13 protein-coding genes and 2 pseudogenes are annotated in these 18,850 nt (G+C 61.0%); 12 read left to right on the top strand and 3 right to left on the bottom strand.

Annotated features, from left to right (window positions below):
* Nucleotides 1–1,615 precede the first annotated feature (1,615 nt).
* The 5 genes from BLV94_RS00165 to BLV94_RS50155 all read left to right on the top strand — a co-directional run bounded on the left by BLV94_RS00165 (nt 1,616) and on the right by BLV94_RS50155 (nt 4,877).
* Complete coding sequence (locus tag BLV94_RS00165) at nt 1,616–2,254, top strand: ParA family protein (protein WP_072951480.1); 639 nt, start codon at nt 1,616–1,618, stop codon at nt 2,252–2,254.
* The gene (locus BLV94_RS00160; RefSeq protein WP_244163391.1) at nt 2,251–2,628 is read left to right on the top strand and encodes a hypothetical protein; all 378 of its coding nucleotides are present in this window, start codon (nt 2,251–2,253) and stop codon (nt 2,626–2,628) included. Before BLV94_RS00165 ends, BLV94_RS00160 begins: the two co-directional genes overlap by 4 nt.
* A 120-nt stretch (nt 2,629–2,748) precedes the next feature.
* Entirely contained in the window at nt 2,749–3,843 is a 1,095-nt protein-coding gene (locus tag BLV94_RS00155; protein WP_244163390.1) for a DUF2637 domain-containing protein, read from the top strand.
* 204 nt (nt 3,844–4,047) lie between these two features.
* A complete protein-coding gene (locus BLV94_RS00150) occupies nt 4,048–4,281 on the top strand; it encodes a hypothetical protein (RefSeq protein ID WP_072951478.1) in 234 nt (77 codons plus the stop codon).
* A 242-nt stretch (nt 4,282–4,523) separates the two neighbouring features.
* On the top strand, nt 4,524–4,877 hold the full coding sequence (locus BLV94_RS50155; protein ID WP_244163389.1) for a hypothetical protein: 354 nt from the start codon (nt 4,524–4,526) through the stop codon (nt 4,875–4,877).
* 90 nt (nt 4,878–4,967) lie between these two features.
* Here the strand turns inward: BLV94_RS50155 and BLV94_RS00140 are convergent, their stop codons facing one another.
* Together BLV94_RS00140 and BLV94_RS50150 are read right to left on the bottom strand one after the other, a co-directional pair.
* The gene (locus tag BLV94_RS00140) at nt 4,968–5,567 is read right to left on the bottom strand and encodes a recombinase family protein (protein ID WP_072951474.1); all 600 of its coding nucleotides are present in this window, start codon (nt 5,565–5,567) and stop codon (nt 4,968–4,970) included.
* A 175-nt stretch (nt 5,568–5,742) separates the two neighbouring features.
* Nucleotides 5,743–6,086, bottom strand: a pseudogene (locus tag BLV94_RS50150) (DDE-type integrase/transposase/recombinase); the annotation flags it as partial.
* Between the two features lie 474 nt (nt 6,087–6,560).
* Here BLV94_RS50150 and BLV94_RS00125 point away from each other — a divergent pair.
* The 6 genes and pseudogenes from BLV94_RS00125 to BLV94_RS51930 form a co-directional block, all read left to right on the top strand.
* A complete protein-coding gene (locus tag BLV94_RS00125) occupies nt 6,561–6,896 on the top strand; it encodes a hypothetical protein (RefSeq protein WP_143051277.1) in 336 nt (111 codons plus the stop codon).
* Nucleotides 6,897–6,921: 25 nt separating this feature from the next.
* The gene (locus tag BLV94_RS00120; RefSeq protein WP_167372085.1) at nt 6,922–7,977 is read left to right on the top strand and encodes a radical SAM protein; all 1,056 of its coding nucleotides are present in this window, start codon (nt 6,922–6,924) and stop codon (nt 7,975–7,977) included.
* A gap of 139 nt (nt 7,978–8,116) precedes the next feature.
* A complete protein-coding gene (locus tag BLV94_RS00115; protein WP_083395391.1) occupies nt 8,117–9,409 on the top strand; it encodes a S8 family peptidase in 1,293 nt (430 codons plus the stop codon).
* Nucleotides 9,406–10,413 carry a DUF6895 family protein gene (locus tag BLV94_RS48235; protein WP_143051276.1) on the top strand — a complete coding sequence of 336 codons (1,008 nt, stop codon included), beginning with the start codon at nt 9,406–9,408 and terminating at the stop codon, nt 10,411–10,413. Before BLV94_RS00115 ends, BLV94_RS48235 begins: the two co-directional genes overlap by 4 nt.
* 462 nt (nt 10,414–10,875) lie before the next feature.
* Nucleotides 10,876–11,220 carry a hypothetical protein gene (locus tag BLV94_RS48230; RefSeq protein WP_143051275.1) on the top strand — a complete coding sequence of 115 codons (345 nt, stop codon included), beginning with the start codon at nt 10,876–10,878 and terminating at the stop codon, nt 11,218–11,220.
* 25 nt (nt 11,221–11,245) lie between these two features.
* Nucleotides 11,246–11,572 (top strand): annotated as a pseudogene (locus BLV94_RS51930) (radical SAM protein); the annotation flags it as partial.
* A gap of 18 nt (nt 11,573–11,590) precedes the next feature.
* Here BLV94_RS51930 and BLV94_RS50145 read toward each other — a convergent pair.
* A complete protein-coding gene (locus BLV94_RS50145; protein WP_244163388.1) occupies nt 11,591–11,770 on the bottom strand; it encodes a hypothetical protein in 180 nt (59 codons plus the stop codon).
* Between the two features lie 1,299 nt (nt 11,771–13,069).
* Between BLV94_RS50145 and BLV94_RS00100 the strand changes: the two genes are divergently transcribed.
* The gene (locus tag BLV94_RS00100; RefSeq protein WP_167372084.1) at nt 13,070–18,685 is read left to right on the top strand and encodes an RHS repeat-associated core domain-containing protein; all 5,616 of its coding nucleotides are present in this window, start codon (nt 13,070–13,072) and stop codon (nt 18,683–18,685) included.
* Nucleotides 18,686–18,850: the final 165 nt, after the last annotated feature.

The raw sequence follows: 18,850 nt of genomic DNA, 5'->3' as shown, positions 1-18,850 counted from the left end.
CGGATCTTGCACTGCCACGGCCGGCGATCAGTCGTGTACGCCCGGACTTGACCGGCGACGAGAGCCCCTGCATTCGCGAGTCCGTAGATCCGTAAATCAGTAGAGGCGGAACGGTTAGGGCAAATTGCACGCGCGGCAAGTCCTGCGTCTCGGACCGCAACGTTCGTGCAGTCACCGTGGTCGGATTGCGGCACGATGCCCCACTGCCGGAAGCGCTACCGAGACCGCTGCAGACCTTGTGGTCACGGTTGCACCCAGCCCGCAAATCCGTAGATCCGCAAATCCGTAGATCCGGAGCCGCGCGACCGGTCGTGTACTCGTTGCATCGCCGCGACCACAGGGCGTGCAACCTCACTGCACGGCGGTTTCCATGCCCCGGGCGGCCACGCAAGTCCGCAGTTCCGTATATCCGTGTGTGCGGAACGGATTGCTTCCGCACCGCCGCGCCCGGGCAGCACGCAAGACCAGGGCCCGGCGGCCGAATGTCCCCGCCTGCAATGTCCGTAGATACGCAAGTCCGCAGTTCCGTATATCCGTAGTTTCGTAAACCGAAGGCGTGGAGCGGCCTACCGGATCTTGCACTGCCACGGCCGGCGATCAGTCGTGTACGCCCGGACTTGACCGGCGACGAGAGCCCCTGCATTCGCGAGTCCGTAGATCCGTAAATCAGTAGAGGCGGAACGGTTAGGGCAAATTGCACGCGCGGCAAGTCCTGCGTCTCGGACCGCAACGTTCGTGCAGTCACCGTGGTCGGATTGCGGCACGATGCCCCACTGCCGGAAGCGCTACCGAGACCGCTGCAGACCTTGTGGTCACGGTTGCACCCAGCCCGCAAATCCGTAGATCCGCAAATCCGTAGATCCGGAGCCGCGCGACCGGTCGTGTACTCGTTGCATCGCCGCGACCACAGGGCGTGCAACCTCACTGCACGGCGGTTTCCATGCCCCGGGCGGCCACGCAAGTCCGCAGTTCCGTATATCCGTGTGTGCGGAACGGATTGCTTCCGCACCGCCGCGCCCGGGCAGCACGCAAGACCAGGGCCCGGCGGCCGAATGTCCCCGCCTGCAATGTCCGTAGATACGCAAGTCCGCAGTTCCGTATATCCGTAGTTTCGTAAACCGAAGGCGTGGAGCGGCCTACCGGATCTTGCACTGCCACGGCCGGCGATCAGTCGTGTACGCCCGGACTTGACCGGCGACGAGAGCCCCTGCATTCGCGAGTCCGTAGATCCGTAAATCAGTAGAGGCGGAACGGGTGCACGTGAACTGTACCGGTCCGCCTGGGGGCCGCAATCATGCAAGGCCATCTGCAACCGCCGCGCAGGGGGCCTCTGGGCCGGCGTTGCGGCGACGGTGCGAGGCGGGGCGTGTCGACGAACCCCGCGATCCGTAAATACGGATTTACGGAAACACGGAAAGCCGTTTTTCCGCGTGTCAGTCCATCAGTAGATGCTGAAGTCCGCGTACGCTGACCTCCGTAGATCCGCCATTCCGCACCTTGCGGCTCGTGCGACTCGGCTTGCACACCCGCAAGATTCGGGATCTACCAGTGCAAATCCATGCGGACACACGGAAATACTGAAACACGCAGGAGCGAACATGCGGAAGTGGGAGACATGCTTGTCATCACAGTCTTGAACCTCAAGGGCGGTTCCTCGAAAACCACGTCAGCCGCCTTCATCGCCCACGCAATGCATGAATCGGGGCTCAAAGTCCTCGCCGTTGACGCAGACGGAGAGAACGAGTCGCTCCTGCAGTGGGGGAGTCTCGGCGAATGGCCTTTCCCAGTCATCGGCATGGCTGTCCCGAACTTGCACAGGCAGCTTCCGGGTATTGCAAACGGCAAGTACGACGCTGTAGTCATCGACACGCCGCCGATGAAGGAGCAGCGAAGCATCGTGCTCTCGGCTGCACGACTTGCAACCCATGTGGTCTGCCCGATGGCCCCGACACCGATCGAGTACAACCGTCTTCCTGCGGTGCGGCAATTGCTTGTGGACGTCGCCGACCTTCGGGATGGGGACGCCCCTGCCTTTGCAGTCCTGTTCACCCGAACTGTCTCGAATGCGGCCTCGACAGAGGTGTATCGAGAAATGGTCGCCGAAGACGGTGACTACGTACTCAAGCCGACTATTGGCCGTCTCGAGCGCTACTCCCAGGCCTTTGGTATGCCGATCGAGAATGCTCTCAACTCGGCCTACGGGGATGCGGTGATCGAGCTCCTCGACCTCGACGTGCAGAAGGAGATCGCATGACATCCGCAGCAGACAAAGTCCGCGCTAGTGCCGAGCGCGCGCGAATGCAAGTGGCGGCGCAACCCCAACCCGGGGAGGAGCAAGAGCCAGTAGCGGCGCCCCCGGCGACGAGGGTGCGAGAAGAAGAGCCCCGCAAGCCTGCCGTTCGCGCGGTCCCTGTCATTCCTCCCCGGCAGAAGGACATCCGTAAGAACGTCGATCTCTCGCCCGATCAGAATGACCGGCTGGGGGACTGGCAGCGCGCCGCAGCAAGAGAGCTCGGCGTAGCCCGGGTGACGGCCCAGGACGTACTTGTTGCACTCGTGGAAAGACTCCTTGCAGATTCCGACCTGAGCGAGCAGGTCAAGAAGGACCTGCACAACGCCCGTTTTTAGCTGCAACTCCGTAAATCCGTAAACGCGAGAATCCGTAAACGCTGAGATGAGGAAGTCCCGCCGGCGCGCACCGACGGGACTCCTTCGACCGGGCACACCCCTAGGAAGGACAACCCGATCATGATCGACGATAGCTTGCAGGCGGCACGCCGCCGGCTCCATGCGAAGTCAGCCGCGTTGATTGCAATTACTGTAATGACGTTGGTCCTTGCAGCCCTTGTCTTCATCCTCTCGTTCGACGCCCAAAGGCAGCTCATCCTCGAGATCGGCGTCAAACCCGAGTTCGCGTGGATGGCGCCGGTTGCACTCGATATCACGACAACCGCCGCACTGCTCGGACTGACCGTCTTGGCCGACGACGAGGAATTCAACTCGGCCCGTGTCTACTGCAAACGGTTCGCCATTGCCACTGTGGCACTGAGCGTTGCAGGCAATGGATACCATGCTTTTGGGCTCGCCAACGTCCGGGTTGCCCAGACCGCTGCGGGAATGGACGTCGGGTACGACCCGCAGCCCGCGGAGGTCGCCGCGTTCATCGCGATGATTGCGCCTTTTCTGTTCTTGGCGCTGACGCACTTTCTCACGCTCATGTTGGGTGCAATCGTGAACGAGCGTGCACGGTACCTCCGCGTTGTTGCCGAACACTTGCAGCGAGAGAAGGAAAGCGCGGAGCAAAGCGCAACCGTTGACGGTCGGTCCCACGCTCCGACCGATGTACTCCCTGACGGCTACAACGAACTGGCCGCACCGACTTCAGATCCGTGGCCAACGATTGCGCCTATTGCCTACGCCTTCGATCCTGACGAGGAGGCCGGCGAAACGCTTGCACCCGGTCACGATGCGCTTCCCGCTGCGATTGCATCCGAACTGGAAGCGATGCACGAGCTCCACGCCCCCGCGGCAACCACACGCAACGGATACGAGCAGACCGAATCTGGCTTGCAGGCCTTCCTTGTGAGCTGCAATCTCCGTCCGCAGGAGAAGGAAGTCGCTGCATTGCTCCTCGACCGGCCGGATCTGACCTACGCGCAGGTTGCAGGGATGCTCCCGGACGAGCCGGTCGAGTCCACCGTTTGCAGGCGGTGGCACCGGTTCAAGGACGCTGCCATGAACGAAGGCTTCGATATTCCACCCCTGCCGCGGATGCCGTTCACCGCTGCAACTGCTGCCGGCACGGAGGAGCTCTCGGTCAACCGCGAACTCCTCCCGGTCTAGGAACAGCGCAGAGAGCAGACGAACGATGAGGGACGGAGTGGGCGGCGCACGAGAATTGTCGGGCGTCGCCCACTCCGAACGCTCCCGGCCGTCACGTGATGAAAAGACACGGCAGCGAGTGGGTGGTCAGCTATCGTCCGCCGCGAGTGTTAGGCACTCGTCGGATATGTTGCCCGCGTCCTTCCTGCTCACAGCGAAGAGTCGGTGATCGAGGTGTCCGACGAGGTGGTCGCCGCCCGCGTTTGGGTGATCGAGCAACTCCGCTTCCCTCAGCGCGCGCCCCGCACAACGGCCGTCATCGCTTGGCTCCACGTCTCTGCAACAACTCAGTCGGCGGTGGCCGGCCTCTCGAATGCGATCCTCGACGCGAACGAGCTCGTTGCACAGCCGAGCTGGTGGCACAGCATCATCGGACGGCCCGCGGGTATCCGCAACTGACAACCAGGCAGCGTGCAGAGTTGCAACAAGTGCATACGACTTTGCACTGGCCGTTGCGCGAGGAGGGCCCGAGATTCGCCTCGTTGCAGTCGTCGAGGACGTTGTTGCACGCCTCGCTTCCCATCCGGTGTGGGCGCATCCGTTACTCGACGGACACCGCACCATCCTCGGATTCACCATCGAATTGCAGATGATCGCGGCCGCGGCGCACTACCTATTCAGGCTTCGCGCGAACCACCCCGGTGGCCCCAGCTGACGGCGGAACCGACAACCTCGCCAGAGCACGGGCCGAATGGGAACGGCGCCAGGTGGTCGCTGCGAGGGCGGAAGCCGGTCTCATCGACCGAGTTGCAGCACTCCGCGCCTACGAAGACGCGCTGACACCTATCGCAATGAGCCTGCGCAACCTCTGCGCCATCACCGAGATGGCCACCGGGGGAGCGGACGTCGACCGGCTCTACGAACGCATCGTCGGCGCCGAGTACGCCGTCGAGCGGACCTGCGCGCTACGCAACGACATCGACGACATCCGTGCATCCCTCGAAGCCCAGGTCACCTACCTCGACAGTCTCATCGGACCACTCCGGAATGCGTGAGTGCATGCATGCATGCGTTCGTCGCAGAAGGCGGTGCTGCCGCGACACCGCTCCGCGCTGACTTGCCCCCTTGCCGGCTGGTGGCGGCGCTCAGTGGTCGGCGGGGGAGGTGGGTGCGTTCCGTCGGGTCTTCTCGCGGGCGAGGTACTTGTACAGACCGGGCTGGCTGAGATTGAAGCGCTTCGTCAGCTCTGCAACGGAGTGCCCCGCTTTGTGCAGTTCGTAGAGTTCCGACTGCTGCGCAGGATTGAGGCGCGGTTTGCGGCCGGCGAAACCGCCTGCCGCCTTACGACGGGCATTGCCCTCCATCGTGCGCAGACGAATCAGGCCGGACTCAAACTCGGCGAAGGTGGTCGACAACATCGCGAACACCGTTCGCCCGATCGGCTCCCGCGGGTCGTGGACGGTGCCGTCGAACATCAACAGCACATCGCGCGCCTGGAGATCGGTGGCGATTGCGCTGAGATCGGCGACCGAGCGGGCCACTCGATCCAACGAGGTGACGACCAGGGTGTCCCGCGCTGACAATGCCGACAGGGCCGCAGTCAACCCTGGTCGGGGCCTGTCCGTGCCCGTCAGACCATGATCCACATGGATGGAGTCGCCGCCCACGCCCAACACTCGCAGCTGATCGCGCTGGCCTTGTTCGTCGTCCGCGGACGACGAACAACGTGCGTACCCGATCAACATCCCACCATCGTATTCTACGAACAGGCCTCTTTATTTAGAGTCCACGGTAATCGCGCTGTGGCTCGGCCACGAAAGCATCGCCTCAGCGCAGATCTATATGTACGCCGCCCTTGCGCTCAAACAACGCGCACTGGACAGGTCCACACCTCCAGAAGTGACTCCGAAACGCTATCGACCTTCTGATGTTGTGCTCCCGGATGGTCTCGGCGATCAAGCGCTCGGCCAGCGCCTTCGACTCGTGGGAGGCGATCATCCATCCCACCACGTACCGGGAGTAGATGTCCAAGATCACATACAGGTGGTAATACGTCCACTTCGCCGGCCCGTGCAACTTCGTGATGCCCCACGATCACACCGAATTCGGTTGATGAGCAACCAATTCCGGCTTCACCTTCGGCGGTTGTGTGGGCGGCGGCGGTCCCCGGTCTGGTTCTTCTCCCGCAAGAGCCGGTACATCGTCGACTCACTGCACAGGTAGGTGCCCTCGTCGAGGAGGGTGGCATACACCTGCGTGGGAGCGCTCGTATTCCTCGACGACGGCGAGTTTGTACCTCGCGGTGAACGTCCGCCCTCTCCGCCACCTGGGGGTCGGGTACCTCACCCGGGTTGCACACCGACCGGATCTGCCCCGGTCCTCGCCCTCTTCGCTACGCAATGCTTCCTACTCCGAACTCGCCCTCAAACCTCACTGATTACAGACACCGATTGCGTCTCAGAGAAGGTTGACAGAGAGGGCTGGCCTGGTCGAGCAGTGTGCCGACCTCGGCCGCCACGGGTAGAGCCCCGTCGAGAGTTGGCTTCGCGAGTGGGAAGTCGAGCCGGTTCCTCTTTTGAAGGCCTAACGATCAGTGACATCGTCCGTCCACTGGAGGACGATGAAAAAGACCGGTCTTGTTGCGCTCGTCAGCCAGTACGCCGCTAATCCGGACGCGGCGAACCTAACGATGAAATTTACATGCGGGTAAACACGTCCAATATAGGGAGAGTGGCGAAATGGCAAGTGGTCCCACCGCACGTGGTCCCATCAAGGTAGAGGTCAAGCCAGCCGACATATCGGTGCAAGAGCCCGATAAGACGGTCATTGACTCGCTCCAGCTAGTTAACGCATTCATCGTCCAATCAGTCGACACTTGGCAAAGACTCGCCGCCTCGTTCACCGTCGTTCCCACCGACGCCGTCCGTGTCACCGCCGACGGTAAGGTTGTCATCGCCGATGCGGAGTTCACAAGCCTAGTGAAAGAGTTCCTCGCGAACCCCGCCGGTGGAGCCTCGACTAACGTCTCCGTTGTATGCGCGAATGGCAGCTGCCCCGAAGAGCTGGTGGTGTAGACGAGCCCAGCGCGGGAGGCTTCGAATGTCCGACCAGTACCGGGATCAGAAACAATCACCTAACGGCGAACGGCCAACCCCTGATCCGCTGCTAATCGCGGAAGCCGCGGCGGCGTTCAACGACCGATCGCTGCAGCTTTTTGTCCTTCCCACAGAAAAGTGCAACTTTCGGTGCACATACTGTTATGAGAAATTCGACGTGGGACGAATGAAACCTTCGACAGTCCAAGCTGTCAAGGCGTTCATCGATCGGCGCATTGAACACCTCGACGCGCTATCTGTCGAGTGGTTCGGCGGCGAACCGTTGCTCGGGAGACCGGTTATCTTCGACATCTGCGAGCATATTCAGGCGTCACTGGCAAACTTCCCAACCGTCATGTACGGGGGGAGTATGACAACTAACGGATATCTTCTCGACGAAGGCACCGCCACACGGCTTATTGGCCTTGGAGTTCGTTCTTTTCAAATATCGCTAGATGGACCACCCGACATCCACGATCAGTCGCGGATCAGGGCGGACGGCTCCGCCACCTTCTCCGCAATTTGGGATAACCTCGAAACAATGCACAATAGTGACCTCGACTTCGAGGTCAGGTTGCGTTTACATTTCACACCTGGGACTGCGCCGAATCTATTTTCTCTCATTGACTTAATAAATAGCGACTTCGGTGAGGACAGTCGATTCAAGGTGGCGTTCAAGGCTGTCTCGCGGCTAGGTGGAGAAAACGACCACAAGATTGAACTGTTCAGCCGTCCTGCGGAACTCGAAACAATGGCAGCCTTTCAACGCCACCTTCGAAATGAAGGTCAACTCATTACCCACAACCGATACGATCCCCAGATATGCTATGCCGCGAAGCCTAATTCCTTCGTGATCCGCGCCGATGGAAGAATCGCGAAATGCACGGTGGCTCTATACGATGATCGGAACACGGTGGGTCATATTTCGGAGGATGGTCGCATATTGATTGATAACCGAAAATTGCAAACTTGGATGAGGGGTTTTAAGAGCCTTTCGCTGGCGGAGCTAGGGTGTCCGCTGCACTCCCTACCGAGAACAGATGACGTCCAGCCTCCATAATGACATAACTGCAATGTCCTTCGTTAAATCCCGACTGCGCTAATGCGGTCAATTGGGTCCGTCTCAGGCCACTAATTTTGCACCAAGATGCACAGCCAGAATCCACAGCCTTTGAAATCAAGACCAAGTGAGCCCAAATATGACCAGCGCATCGCATCGCAAAGTGTTCGACAGTAGTCGAACTGAAGATTCGGTAGTATATCTGAGACAGGATGTGATTCCACCACTCGGCGGGCCGGGCCGGCTGATTGGCCCACAAACTCTTCTTATCGCTAACGACGATCTTCCTGCCCTGGTGGAGGAAAAGCCGATAGGGGACGTTTTCAACAACGCGGTCATTACCTTCGACCTCGATAAAAGCGGGGGAGGGGGAGCAGCTACGTTCGTCGATAATGATGACAACTGGGGGATAGGGACAGACGGACTAAACGTAAAGACGTTCTGGAACAAGGGTGTGCTTGGTCACGGGGTCCGAGTCGGGATCGCTGATAGCGGCATGGATAGTACGCATCCATCGTTCGAGAAATTGACGGCAGAGAAGCGATTGAAGGGTTTTGCGCAATTCGATCGGCAGGGCAACCAAGTGCTACAAAAGCGCCCGGACGGAACGGTCATTCCGGACTCGGTAGCGATTCCCACCTTTGGGCACCTTCACGGTACGCATTGCGCCGCCATCATCGTTGGAGAGGGACCAGACGGAAAGGACCGAGGCGTCGCCCCGGGAGCGGAGCTGGTAGTGACGCGGGTCTTGGAACAATCGAACACGGGATCCGTAGCGCAGATCGCGGCGGGTCTGTCGTGGTTGGCGACACAAAAGTGCGATATCGCGTCTCTTTCCTTGGGTTGGCCTGGGTTGCACGAAGAATGGGCATCTCCAGTCAAAGCCCTGCTCGACGCTGGTGTTATTGTGGTCGTTGCCGTCGGTAACGAGTTCGATGCTGCTGGTGTAGCGAAGTCGCGGTCGCCCGCAAATTATCTCGTCACTCCCGGCCCGACCGATGGCCTTCTTATTGCTGTGGGTGCTCATGAGCAAGCTGGCACAGTTTGGGAAAGTAGTGGCGGCGAGACTGTGAGCTGGGCCGATGTCACGGTCCTACAGACTGATGGCACATCTCGACAATCAATCTTCGCAAGTCAGCCCCCGCGCATAGTGCCCGGGATGGTCGCACCCGGTGTAGAAATCATTTCGGCGGCGCCGTTCAAGAAGTACCTTCCCCTGGACGGAAGCTCGATGGCAACGCCGCATGTTGCTGGATTAATCGCCCTCGTCTTATCGCACCTGCGTTCCAGCGACCCTGGAGCTCGACCTCGTACAGCAGCCGAGCTAATGCTAACGAGCCTTAAAGATCTTGCCCCTATTGGCCTTGACATCCGGTCGGGGGCTGGCCGCGTCGACAACTCTGCTCTGGCGCACACGGTTATTGGGCCGTGATCCACAAGACGATCGGTGACCCGGCTATGCCGCAACTCTTGTCCGACGATTGCGATCGGCCTGAGAATGCGGGAATCGACCGCCGCACTCTGAGTAGTCTCGATTTAAACGGCAGTCTCCGAGCGGCCCTGTTAAGGGTTGCCGGTTACGCCGACTATTTGATAAACGATTTTTTCGCGCGCCCGCCGATTTGTGGTTTTAGCGAAAGTTGCCATAGTAGTGAAGCACTTATGCGGCTGAGTGAATTGTCTATCCTTGTTAGCGTCGCAAATCGATCCTCGCACCATCTTCCGCAGGAATTCGAGATTCTCGAAGATATTCTGATCCGTGTATCCGACAGTCCCTTTGCCGAGGTGGATACCTCCGACATTCTGCCGACGGCCCAATTGCTCTTATACACGTCTCCAGCCAACGTCGTGAGAGCACGGGCACTATTACTCCGTCCTGGATTCCGGCAACTATACCGCGACCCGGCAACAGAGCTGTGCTTCAGGCATCTACTGTCCTATTCGCGCAGACTGCCTTTCTTCCATTGGGTAGACCTCAACAGCCAGCTGCTGTGCAGCAGCACCGAATCGCCGGAACTTCTACGGCGTTGCGATGTGTATTCATTTACTCACGAGATTTTTTACCTAACGAACTTCGGCAAGCGTAGACTCCCTAGCGAAGTGAACACTGACGTGTCATCGTCAATAATTAAGTTTCAAGTACAACGCACATTTGAAGTCGGCGACGATGACTTGCTTATGGAATTGCTTCTTGCCGCAATGATGTGCGAAACCGATCTACCTGCCTGGGAGACCGTGCTGAGTACCTTAAGAACTCGCTCCGATGAAAGATGGTTCGTCCGTCCAAATCACTCCCTGCTCCTCGCAAATAAACTTCGAGACGACCATCGCCGGCGGTACGAGTTTGCTGCTCAGTATCATCCCGAGATTGTCTGGTGCTTATTATTGCTTTCCCTCGCGTCGTCCGAATCAAACCCAGTTTATTCCCGGCAATGAAAGGATTTGCGATATGACACCACAAGATACTGCATTGGCGATAAGGCGGCTCGTGGACAGTCCGTGGGCCTGTCGTTCGCTAGCCGCCGGTGACGAATACGCTCTAGCCGGGTTGAAACTTACGGGAGAAGAACGCAAACTGCTACTGCGCGAAGTAGACGATTCCTTCGAAGAAATGAGTAAACGCCTGGCAACGGCATGTGTTGACCCAACGTTGCGTGATCGGACGAATGCGGGGGCGTTCTTTGACGCCGCTAAATATTCCTTAGACGGACTATGCGGTGCAGAGGCTGACGACTTCCAAGCCTTTTTGGCCAACATGTCCACTCGCAGATAAGCAGAAATTTTTGCTTTTAATCGGGCACCTCTGCAGCAGTGCCGGGCTGCGAGGAGACGCTGGCCGATATGCCGATACCGAGTCGAAAATTGCATTCTAATTTATCAAACTCCGGACGGAGGGAAATGTCTCAGCGAAAGGCGCATCACGTCCAGGTTAAAATCGACGGTGAAACGGTTGATGTTGCGAAGGAGGGGTTTGAACGGAAGTCCTTTGAAGAATTTTTGAATACGGATTCCGGATTTCAGTCATTCAAAGACGATCCCAAGGCGGTGCTGGCCGAGCATCACTTGACCATATCCGACGGACTTGCCAATAAGCTGAAGTATGCACTACAGCCTTTTTCGACTCGTGAAGAAATCGATCTGTCTAAAAGGGATACAAGAGAGGGTCTTTGGGTAATTGCCATAGGCGAGAGCTCGTATTCCTTAGCCTCAACCAGGGAAACTGCAGTTGCCATCCCCGAGTAGCAGTCTAAATGCAGAAAGCAAGACAATGGCGAAAGTACCACTTCTCAGCTTTGCAATCCATGTCACTTACACATGTCCTCTTTCCTGTGCCCATTGTTGCTTCTCATCGAGCCCGCAAAACCGTGATCGACTCCATTTCGATCACATCGCAGCTACAATTGATGAGATTCCTGAGGGAATCCGATTAATCGCATTTACCGGCGGGGAGCCTTTCTTGCTCGGAGACGCACTCGTGAATTTGGTTCGACGCGCCTCAGGGAAGGGAGCTAAAACACGGATAGTTACCTCGGCGTACTGGGCAAAATCAGATAGATCTTGCGAGAAACGTCTCCGACCCCTTGTAGATGCAGGGTTGGATGAACTAAGTGTCTCATGGGACGACTTCCATGAGAAATTCGTCGACTTCGCGAATGTTCGAAACGCCTGGACGGGCGCAAAGAGGCTTGGCCTTGACGTCGGAATTTCGACCGTTCAGGCCGCGAACAGCAAATGGACCACCGAGCGAGTGCGAGCCGAGCTGGGTATTGAAGGAGAGGAGCAGCTTCGGCATGCGGAAACTCCGCTCAACCTCACAGGGCGTGCGGTTGAGCAGCTCCAGGAGGCAGGCCTTCGGCCCCAACGCACTGTCGGTCCGTGCCCATTCGTGTTAACAGGCCCGACTCTGAGTGCTAAAAACAAGTTACTTGCGTGTTGTGGTGTTATTCCAGATACGGAGCAACTCGTCCTCGACAGCAACTTTCGGCCAGAGAACCTACGGAGCGCAATCGAACGTGGAATGCAGAATTCGCTGCTGAACTGGATCTACTTGCGGGGCCCCTATAATATCATCGAATGGATAGGGAACAGGTGGGGAGTGGAAATCCCTCCAAAGAGTGAGGTGGGTGGCAATTGCGAGGCCTGTGCCCGATTGTTCACAACTCCGGGCATCCGCGAATACGTTGAGCCAGCCGTTAAAGAGATGGCGCGAACAATCGCCGACGAGATAACGGTCTTAGATGCGATCGGACTCTTGAATCCCGCTTCTCTGCATTCATTATGGGCTTCCGACGGTGTCATATCAGATGATGGCATGGCTAGTGGGAACGTGCGACGGCGCCTACCGCTATTCCCTGCCTAAGCCGCTATCTCGCACGTAATTTCGAGTCGTCTGTTGAGCGTCTCCGGCGGGAAGCTTCAGTTCCGAACCTTGAGCGTCAGTTTCATAAACGGCCGATTCTGAGACACCGACGGACGAGACACGGCAGCCTTGTCGCGCGCACCGAAGGCCACATCGGCCCAACAGCCCGTCGGGGTCGTCCACCAGTCAATCCGTTTGCCAGTTTCGGAAGACATGAATCAAGCGGAATGTGTCCGATTTGTCAGGTGTCTACCGCGGTAAACAGCCCCCGTGGGGTGCGCGGTCGGTTCCGGGGCGGTTGGTGAGGGCGTCGACGAGGGCATCGGCCAGGGAGGTTCGCCGTCACGGACGGCCGCGATCGTCCATGGTGATGTCGGCATCGAACCCGGGTACTTCATTGTCATTGCTGGCCGCGTGTCGAGTTGGAATTCGAGTGATACCGGTGTTCGGATGAGCCCCGGGTGGGAGTCTGGGGTAGGCGGTTTATGCAACAGCAGGATCGGTTGAGCTGGGACCGTGCCCCATGATTTGAAGGAAGGGCTGCCAATGGCGATCGCGCGCTTAACGGCTCCCCGACCTTTCGTAGGACCGAGCCAGCTTCAGCTTCACAGAGTGGCTCTCCGCGTCGAATTCTGAAAGGTTGCAACGATGCCGCCGCCGGATGGCCCCAAAATCATCTGCCAGATTCCCTCAGCCATTCACCCTGGAACCTGGCTAGTGACTTTTGACGCGATGTGTGACAGTCCGCTTGCGCGACCGCTCGGCGAAGTGCCTGCCGCGACGCCCCCGCCCGGTGGCGACAGCGCAGACTCGTTGGGCGCCCCGTCACCACCGGTTGACACCGGCGAACCTCAACCTGCGCCGGCGGAGCCCGATCCGCGACCGCTTACCCAGCAGTACCTCGACCCGTCGAACCCGCTTCCCGACTACGCCGTCGCCGACGCTCTGGAGGCCGCCGGAACGGCGACCGAGGAGATTGACGAGGCAGTGGAAGATGTGAAACGCAACCGCCCACCCCGTCACCAGCCGCACCCGTCGTTCGGCCAGCCGGATCGACAGGGTGGTGTTCAGGTAGCCGAACCGGTACTGGTCGCGACCGGCCAGTTCGAAGCACGCTTTACTGATGTCGTCCTCCCGAGCGCGGGCGGGATGGATTTGCGGTTGGACCGCGTCTACCGTAGCGGCGAGCCGTGGTTCGGGCCGTGGGGCTGGAACTGGGATCACAACTATGACGTGTACGGCCGTGAGCTGGCCGACGGCGGTCTGGCGGTGTGGACGGGTGATCTCAATGAAAACGTCTTTCCGCGGCGGCCGGACGGCAGTTACGGGGCCCCGAGGGGAGTCCGGCAGCGACTGGAACGCGTCGACGGCGTCGGGCCAACGGACCGGCAGTACCGTCTGAGAGACATCAGCGGAATTACCCGGGTTCTTGCCCGACCGCCCGGATTCCCGCTGACTGAACGCTTTCCGCTTGTCCGGGTCGAAGATCGCTTCGGCAATGGACACGACCTGCTCTACGACGCGGAGGGCCGGCTCGCCCGCGTGGCTGACAAAGACGGCAGATTCCTTCGATTCGAATACGGCGACTGCGGTCTACTCGAGGCGCTCGCAGACCACACCGGGCGAACGTGGCGCTACACCCACGACGTGGACATCGAACACCTCGCCGCAGTGACCACACCACCGACCCCAGACTCGCCCGACGGGATGACCACACGCTTCGAATACGACCGGTTTCGCACACACCCTGCCCTGCTGCACGGCCTGATACGAGTCATAGATTCGGTCGGCCGCTGCACCGTGGAAAACGAATACGGCAGTGATCCCGGATCCCTCGACTTCGGTCGAGTGGTCCGCCAGGTTTACGGGGTCTGGGAGGCGCTGTACGCCGCGACGTTGTTACAGGATGTGCCGCTGGCTGCCGAGTTGGTCGATGCACCCGCTCGACGAGTCGAAGTGATCGACCCGGGGGTGCTCCACGTCTACACCTTCAATTCGTTCGGAGATCTCCTCGACCATCGTTTCCGGCTCGTGCGCGACGGATCGATGCGGGTGCTGGCACATACTTGGCGCTACGACGAGCAGGGCAACGTTGTGTCCCGGTGGGAACCCGACGGCCTGGGGGTCGGCATGACGTACGACAGCGGAAACCAAGACCCGCGAGCGACGGGCAACGTGCTCACGATCTCCCTGATTGCCCCACCGACCGCGATCGCACCCTCACGCACCGTGATGCGATGCACCTACGAGCCGCGGAACCACCAACTGGCGACCATGACGAACGAAGCAGGGCACGTGACCCGGCTGACGTACGACACCGACACCGACCCCCGGGGAGTCGGTGCGCTGATGACTGTAGAGCACCCGGTGGCTACCCTGCCGGACGGGACTGCGCAGACCGCGATCGAGCACTTCACCTACAGCCCAGAGGGATTCGTAACAGAGCACACCTCCGCAGTCGGACGCGGCACCCGACTCTCGTACGGCACTACGGGCCCTGCGGCGGGGCTACTCATCGAGCGAGCTTCCGGGGCCGACCCGGAGCTAGAGCGCGAGCACTACACCTACGACGCCTGGGGCAACGTCGTCACCGTCACAGATGGGTCGGGGGCCCAGTTCGAGCACGAATTCGATGCGCTGGGGCGGGTGCTGCGCACCCGTCGGCCGCCGGTCGACGGGTCTACCGGAGACATCACCTACCGCTACGGCCCTGACGGGCAAATCGCTGCGGTCGAGACGCCGGCGGGACAATGCCAAGACCTGTTGGCCGGTGAATCGACAATCAACCAGACCTTCGTGTTCGACGTGGTGGGCCAGCTAGTCGAGACGACGTACGCCGCGAACACGACGATGCCGCGTCGATGGTGCTTCGTTCGTGACGGTGAGGGCTTCCCGCTCCGTGTCACCGACCCCGTCGGCCGCCTGCTCACGGTGCGTTACGACGAACGGCACCTTGTGCTCGACGAGCGGATCGAACTGAGCGGCGAGACTCGAAACGTTCGACAGCGGTTCGACCGGGGTGGCCGAGTCGTCGAATCAACCGACGGGGCGGCGCGGAAGGTGAATTTCTCGTACGACGGCTGGGGACGACTGCGGTGGGTCGACAGCCCCGGCAACGCCGATACGCGTACCCGAACGAACTACGAATACGCCGAGGACGATGCGCTGACTCGCATCACGATCACCGGAGACACCGGTTCCGGGACCAGCGCCAGCCTGCTCGATGTTCGACAATCATGGGACGAAAGAGGGCGCCTCGTCCGCCGAGAAGTCGGAACGCGAGTGACCGTCTTCCGACACGACAGCGACGAGCTCGTAGTCGAGACCATCGACGAACGGGGCGCGTCCACCCGGTACAACTACGACTCCGTCGGCCGGCTGCGTGAGACGATCGACGCGGTCGGGGACCGGGTGACATGCGAGTACGACGTGCGCGGGCTACCCGTGGCCTTGGTGGCGGCAGACACGGCCGGCACGCACCGGGTGGAGGAAACCTGGGATCCTCGGCGCCGCCTCGCTAGCAAGCGCGACGATGCGGGAACGACCACGTTCGCCTACGACGACAGGGATCTGCTGACCGGCTCGGTGGATCCCTCCGGGTCATCGTGTTCGCTGCAGTACGACGCAGTCGGTGACCTCATCGGGACCGCGCTGGGCGCAGACGATCCGATTGCGCACCGGTGGACACGCGACAGCGGTGGACGGGTCACCTCGTACACGGATCCGGCCGGTGCCGTGACGCGGTGGGATTGGACGATAGACGACCGGTGGTCACGTCGGATCCGGCCGAGTGGCCGTGTGGACGTGCGAGATTTCGACGAGGTCGGCGAGGTGAAGGCCGAGACCGCGCCCAGCGGATGCTCGGTGTCCTTCGATCGAGGAGCGGACGGTCTGATCACAAGAGCGCGGTGGACCGCCGCACCCGGCTTCGACAGCCTGGACGACCTGACCATCCACCGGGACGGTGCCGGGCGCCCAGTCCGAATGACGCAAGGGGCCACGGTCCTCGGTCTCGGGTGGGACGAGCAGGGCCGGCTGGTCGAAGAGGACGGTCCCGGCGGGAGGACCCACGCACAACACGACGACGCCGCAGGGCATGTTGATCTCCGGTACCCCGACGGGCGTGTGGACCGGCACCTGTTGGACCCGCTCGGTCGCGTGACCGAGATCCGGCGGGAGAGGACCGGAGACGCCGCATTGACGACGTACCCGCCAGGTGCGGTCCTGGCACGGTACGGCTTCGCGCGCGGCGAACAGCTGAACCGACGGGAGTTGGCCAACGGAACCGCAACTTCGCTGCACCACGACACCGTGCTGCGCACCACCGACGTTCGGCACTTGGCTGCCGATGGAACCGCTCTCGCCGACGTGCACTACCTCCACGACGCCACCGGCCGCCGGCGCGCGCGGCTCACCGACGACGTGTCACACGGCAATCGGGTCTACGACCACGACGTAACCGGCCAGGTATCCATGGAACGCCGCGGGATTGCCGGAGTGGCGACAGGCCCGACTCCCAGCCCAGCAGAGCAGCTCGCACGGATCGCGGACCTTGTGGGGCAGCCGGGCGAAGAGACGAACTGGACGGCCAACGCCGCCGGCGCGATCGACGAAACCCGCACCCCTGCCGCCGCAGGCCTGATCATCGAACGTTTTACCCTGGACGCCGACCACGCACCCAGTTCGATCGAGCGCACCACACCGGCCGGCATCGTGGTCGCCCCGGTGGTGCACGACGCAGACGGGCGTCGCACCCGCGACCCGAGATTCGACTACCGCTACGACGCCGCGGGCCGTCTCGTACAGGTCAGCGCCGGTGGGTCGGTCATCTTCCGGCAGGCATACGACCCGCTCGGACGAGTTGTGGAGCGCACAAGTGGCCCCACAGTTCGTCGGACAGCGTATTTCGGTGGTGTAGCCGTCGCCGAAAGTGATCGGGCCGGCATCCCACGGCGGCAAACCGTCTTTGGACCATCCGGTGATCCGATCGTGCTGGTCAGCGACGGCACCGACCATTTCGGACATGCCGACGCCCACTCCTGCCTCATTTGTGTCACCGATGCCGCTGGCGCGGTACAGACCCGATACGACTACGGCGCCTTCGGTGCCACCCGCGTGCTCGGCCCGGACGGGACCACACCCCAACCTTCTCCCAATGTGCCACCGACGTGGGCGGGTCACACCCTGATCACAGGTTCGGTCCTGTACGACATGCGCGGGCGCGTCTACGACCCGGTAACAGCGCGGTTTCTGCAACGGGATCCGCGGGGCGCCATCAACTCGGCGGACCCGTATGCGGTCGCCGGCGGAGACCCGGTCGACCTTCTCGACCCCACCGGTGAGTTGATCCCGGCCGTCATCGCGGTGCCGATCATTCTCGGCGCCGTGTTCGGTGCGGGCTACTCGGCCTACGACGCCGTGGAACACCCCGAGGACTACGAGGGTGCGGGGATACTGAAGCCTTTCGGCTACACCGTCGTTGGTGCCGGGATCGGGTGGCTCAGTGCCCTCGGTGGGATCGCGGCAGGTGCCGCGGTCACATTGGGGTTCGGGGGCACCTCCGCGGGCGGTTCCGCGGCAGGCGGATTCGGCTGGCTGAGTTGGCAGGGCTTCGCCATAGCATCAGCCGAATCAGGAGCCTATTGGACAATCTCGCGGACCGGGTTTCATTGGTTGTTCCCTGAACTGGAGGACGCACCGAGCCTGCGCACGCTTGGGACCGACATGGCCACCGGCGGCGTCCTCCGCGTAGCAGGCCCAGCCATCAAGCGGATCATTCCGGTGACTGTGTGGAACAGCGCCGAGGTCGCGGTGCGCGAGACTGCCGAAGGCATGCGCCTCGCCCTCCGGGGAAGCTGGCAAGCATTCGGCTCCGAGGTGCCCCTCGTCCTCAGGGCTCAGACGGGGAGGCAGACGCTGGCGGTCAAACGGTGGTTTCGGGAGAATCGACTGTTCAAGAGCAAAAGTAGGGAATATTGGAAACTGCAGGGCGGTGCCGCGGGCAAGGACCTGAGCCACATATTCATCGCCCACAGTGCAAATCGCCAGCCGTTACCGGAGTGGGCCGAGCCGTTCCGCAACGCGGGGTTCAACCTGCTGGAAATGCCGAAGGATCTCAATCGTTGGCTCGGCCGCTACATGTACCGCGAGGAGGCCTTCCGGCACGCCGTCCTCGGCACCCTCACCGCGACCGGCCTCACCGCGGCCGCGCTGACGCGCGAGGTACAGAACTGGGGCACGGAAGGATCCGGTGTCCACCCCTGGGCAAGTCCACGCGACCCGAACTCGCTCGCCACCCCTAACGCTCCAGCCGTCACTGTCCACTCACCAAAAGGTGCCAAACCCTAGCGTTCGCGTGACGCAAGGCCGTCAAAGCGGCCAGCGACGACGAACAGCACTCCGACCGCGCAGGGCAGACACCGAACGCATTCGATTCTGCACATAAACCTCCATTCGATCAGGCCGAGGTGGGAGTCTAGAAGGGTGATCTACGCCTAGACGGCAAGCAGCGTG

This window comes from Rhodococcus koreensis (assembly GCF_900105905.1).
Lineage (GTDB): Bacteria > Actinomycetota > Actinomycetes > Mycobacteriales > Mycobacteriaceae > Rhodococcus_F > Rhodococcus_F koreensis.
This window is presented reverse-complemented; position numbering and strand designations above follow the sequence as displayed.

What these genes read in the sequence shown, in the direction of transcription:
- BLV94_RS00165 (WP_072951480.1), top strand. Translation starts at nt 1,616, where the DNA reads ATGCTTGTCATCACAGTCTTGAACCTCAAGGGCGGTTCCTCGAAAACC.
- BLV94_RS00160 (WP_244163391.1), top strand. Translation starts at nt 2,251, where the DNA reads ATGACATCCGCAGCAGACAAAGTCCGCGCTAGTGCCGAGCGCGCGCGA.
- BLV94_RS00155 (WP_244163390.1), top strand. Translation starts at nt 2,749, where the DNA reads ATGATCGACGATAGCTTGCAGGCGGCACGCCGCCGGCTCCATGCGAAG.
- BLV94_RS00140 (WP_072951474.1), bottom strand. Translation starts at nt 5,567, where the DNA reads ATGTTGATCGGGTACGCACGTTGTTCGTCGTCCGCGGACGACGAACAA.
- BLV94_RS00125 (WP_143051277.1), top strand. Translation starts at nt 6,561, where the DNA reads ATGGCAAGTGGTCCCACCGCACGTGGTCCCATCAAGGTAGAGGTCAAG.
- BLV94_RS00120 (WP_167372085.1), top strand. Translation starts at nt 6,922, where the DNA reads ATGTCCGACCAGTACCGGGATCAGAAACAATCACCTAACGGCGAACGG.
- BLV94_RS00115 (WP_083395391.1), top strand. Translation starts at nt 8,117, where the DNA reads ATGACCAGCGCATCGCATCGCAAAGTGTTCGACAGTAGTCGAACTGAA.
- BLV94_RS48230 (WP_143051275.1), top strand. Translation starts at nt 10,876, where the DNA reads ATGTCTCAGCGAAAGGCGCATCACGTCCAGGTTAAAATCGACGGTGAA.
- BLV94_RS50145 (WP_244163388.1), bottom strand. Translation starts at nt 11,770, where the DNA reads ATGCCGAAGCTGCTCCTCTCCTTCAATACCCAGCTCGGCTCGCACTCG.
- BLV94_RS00100 (WP_167372084.1), top strand. Translation starts at nt 13,070, where the DNA reads ATGTGTGACAGTCCGCTTGCGCGACCGCTCGGCGAAGTGCCTGCCGCG.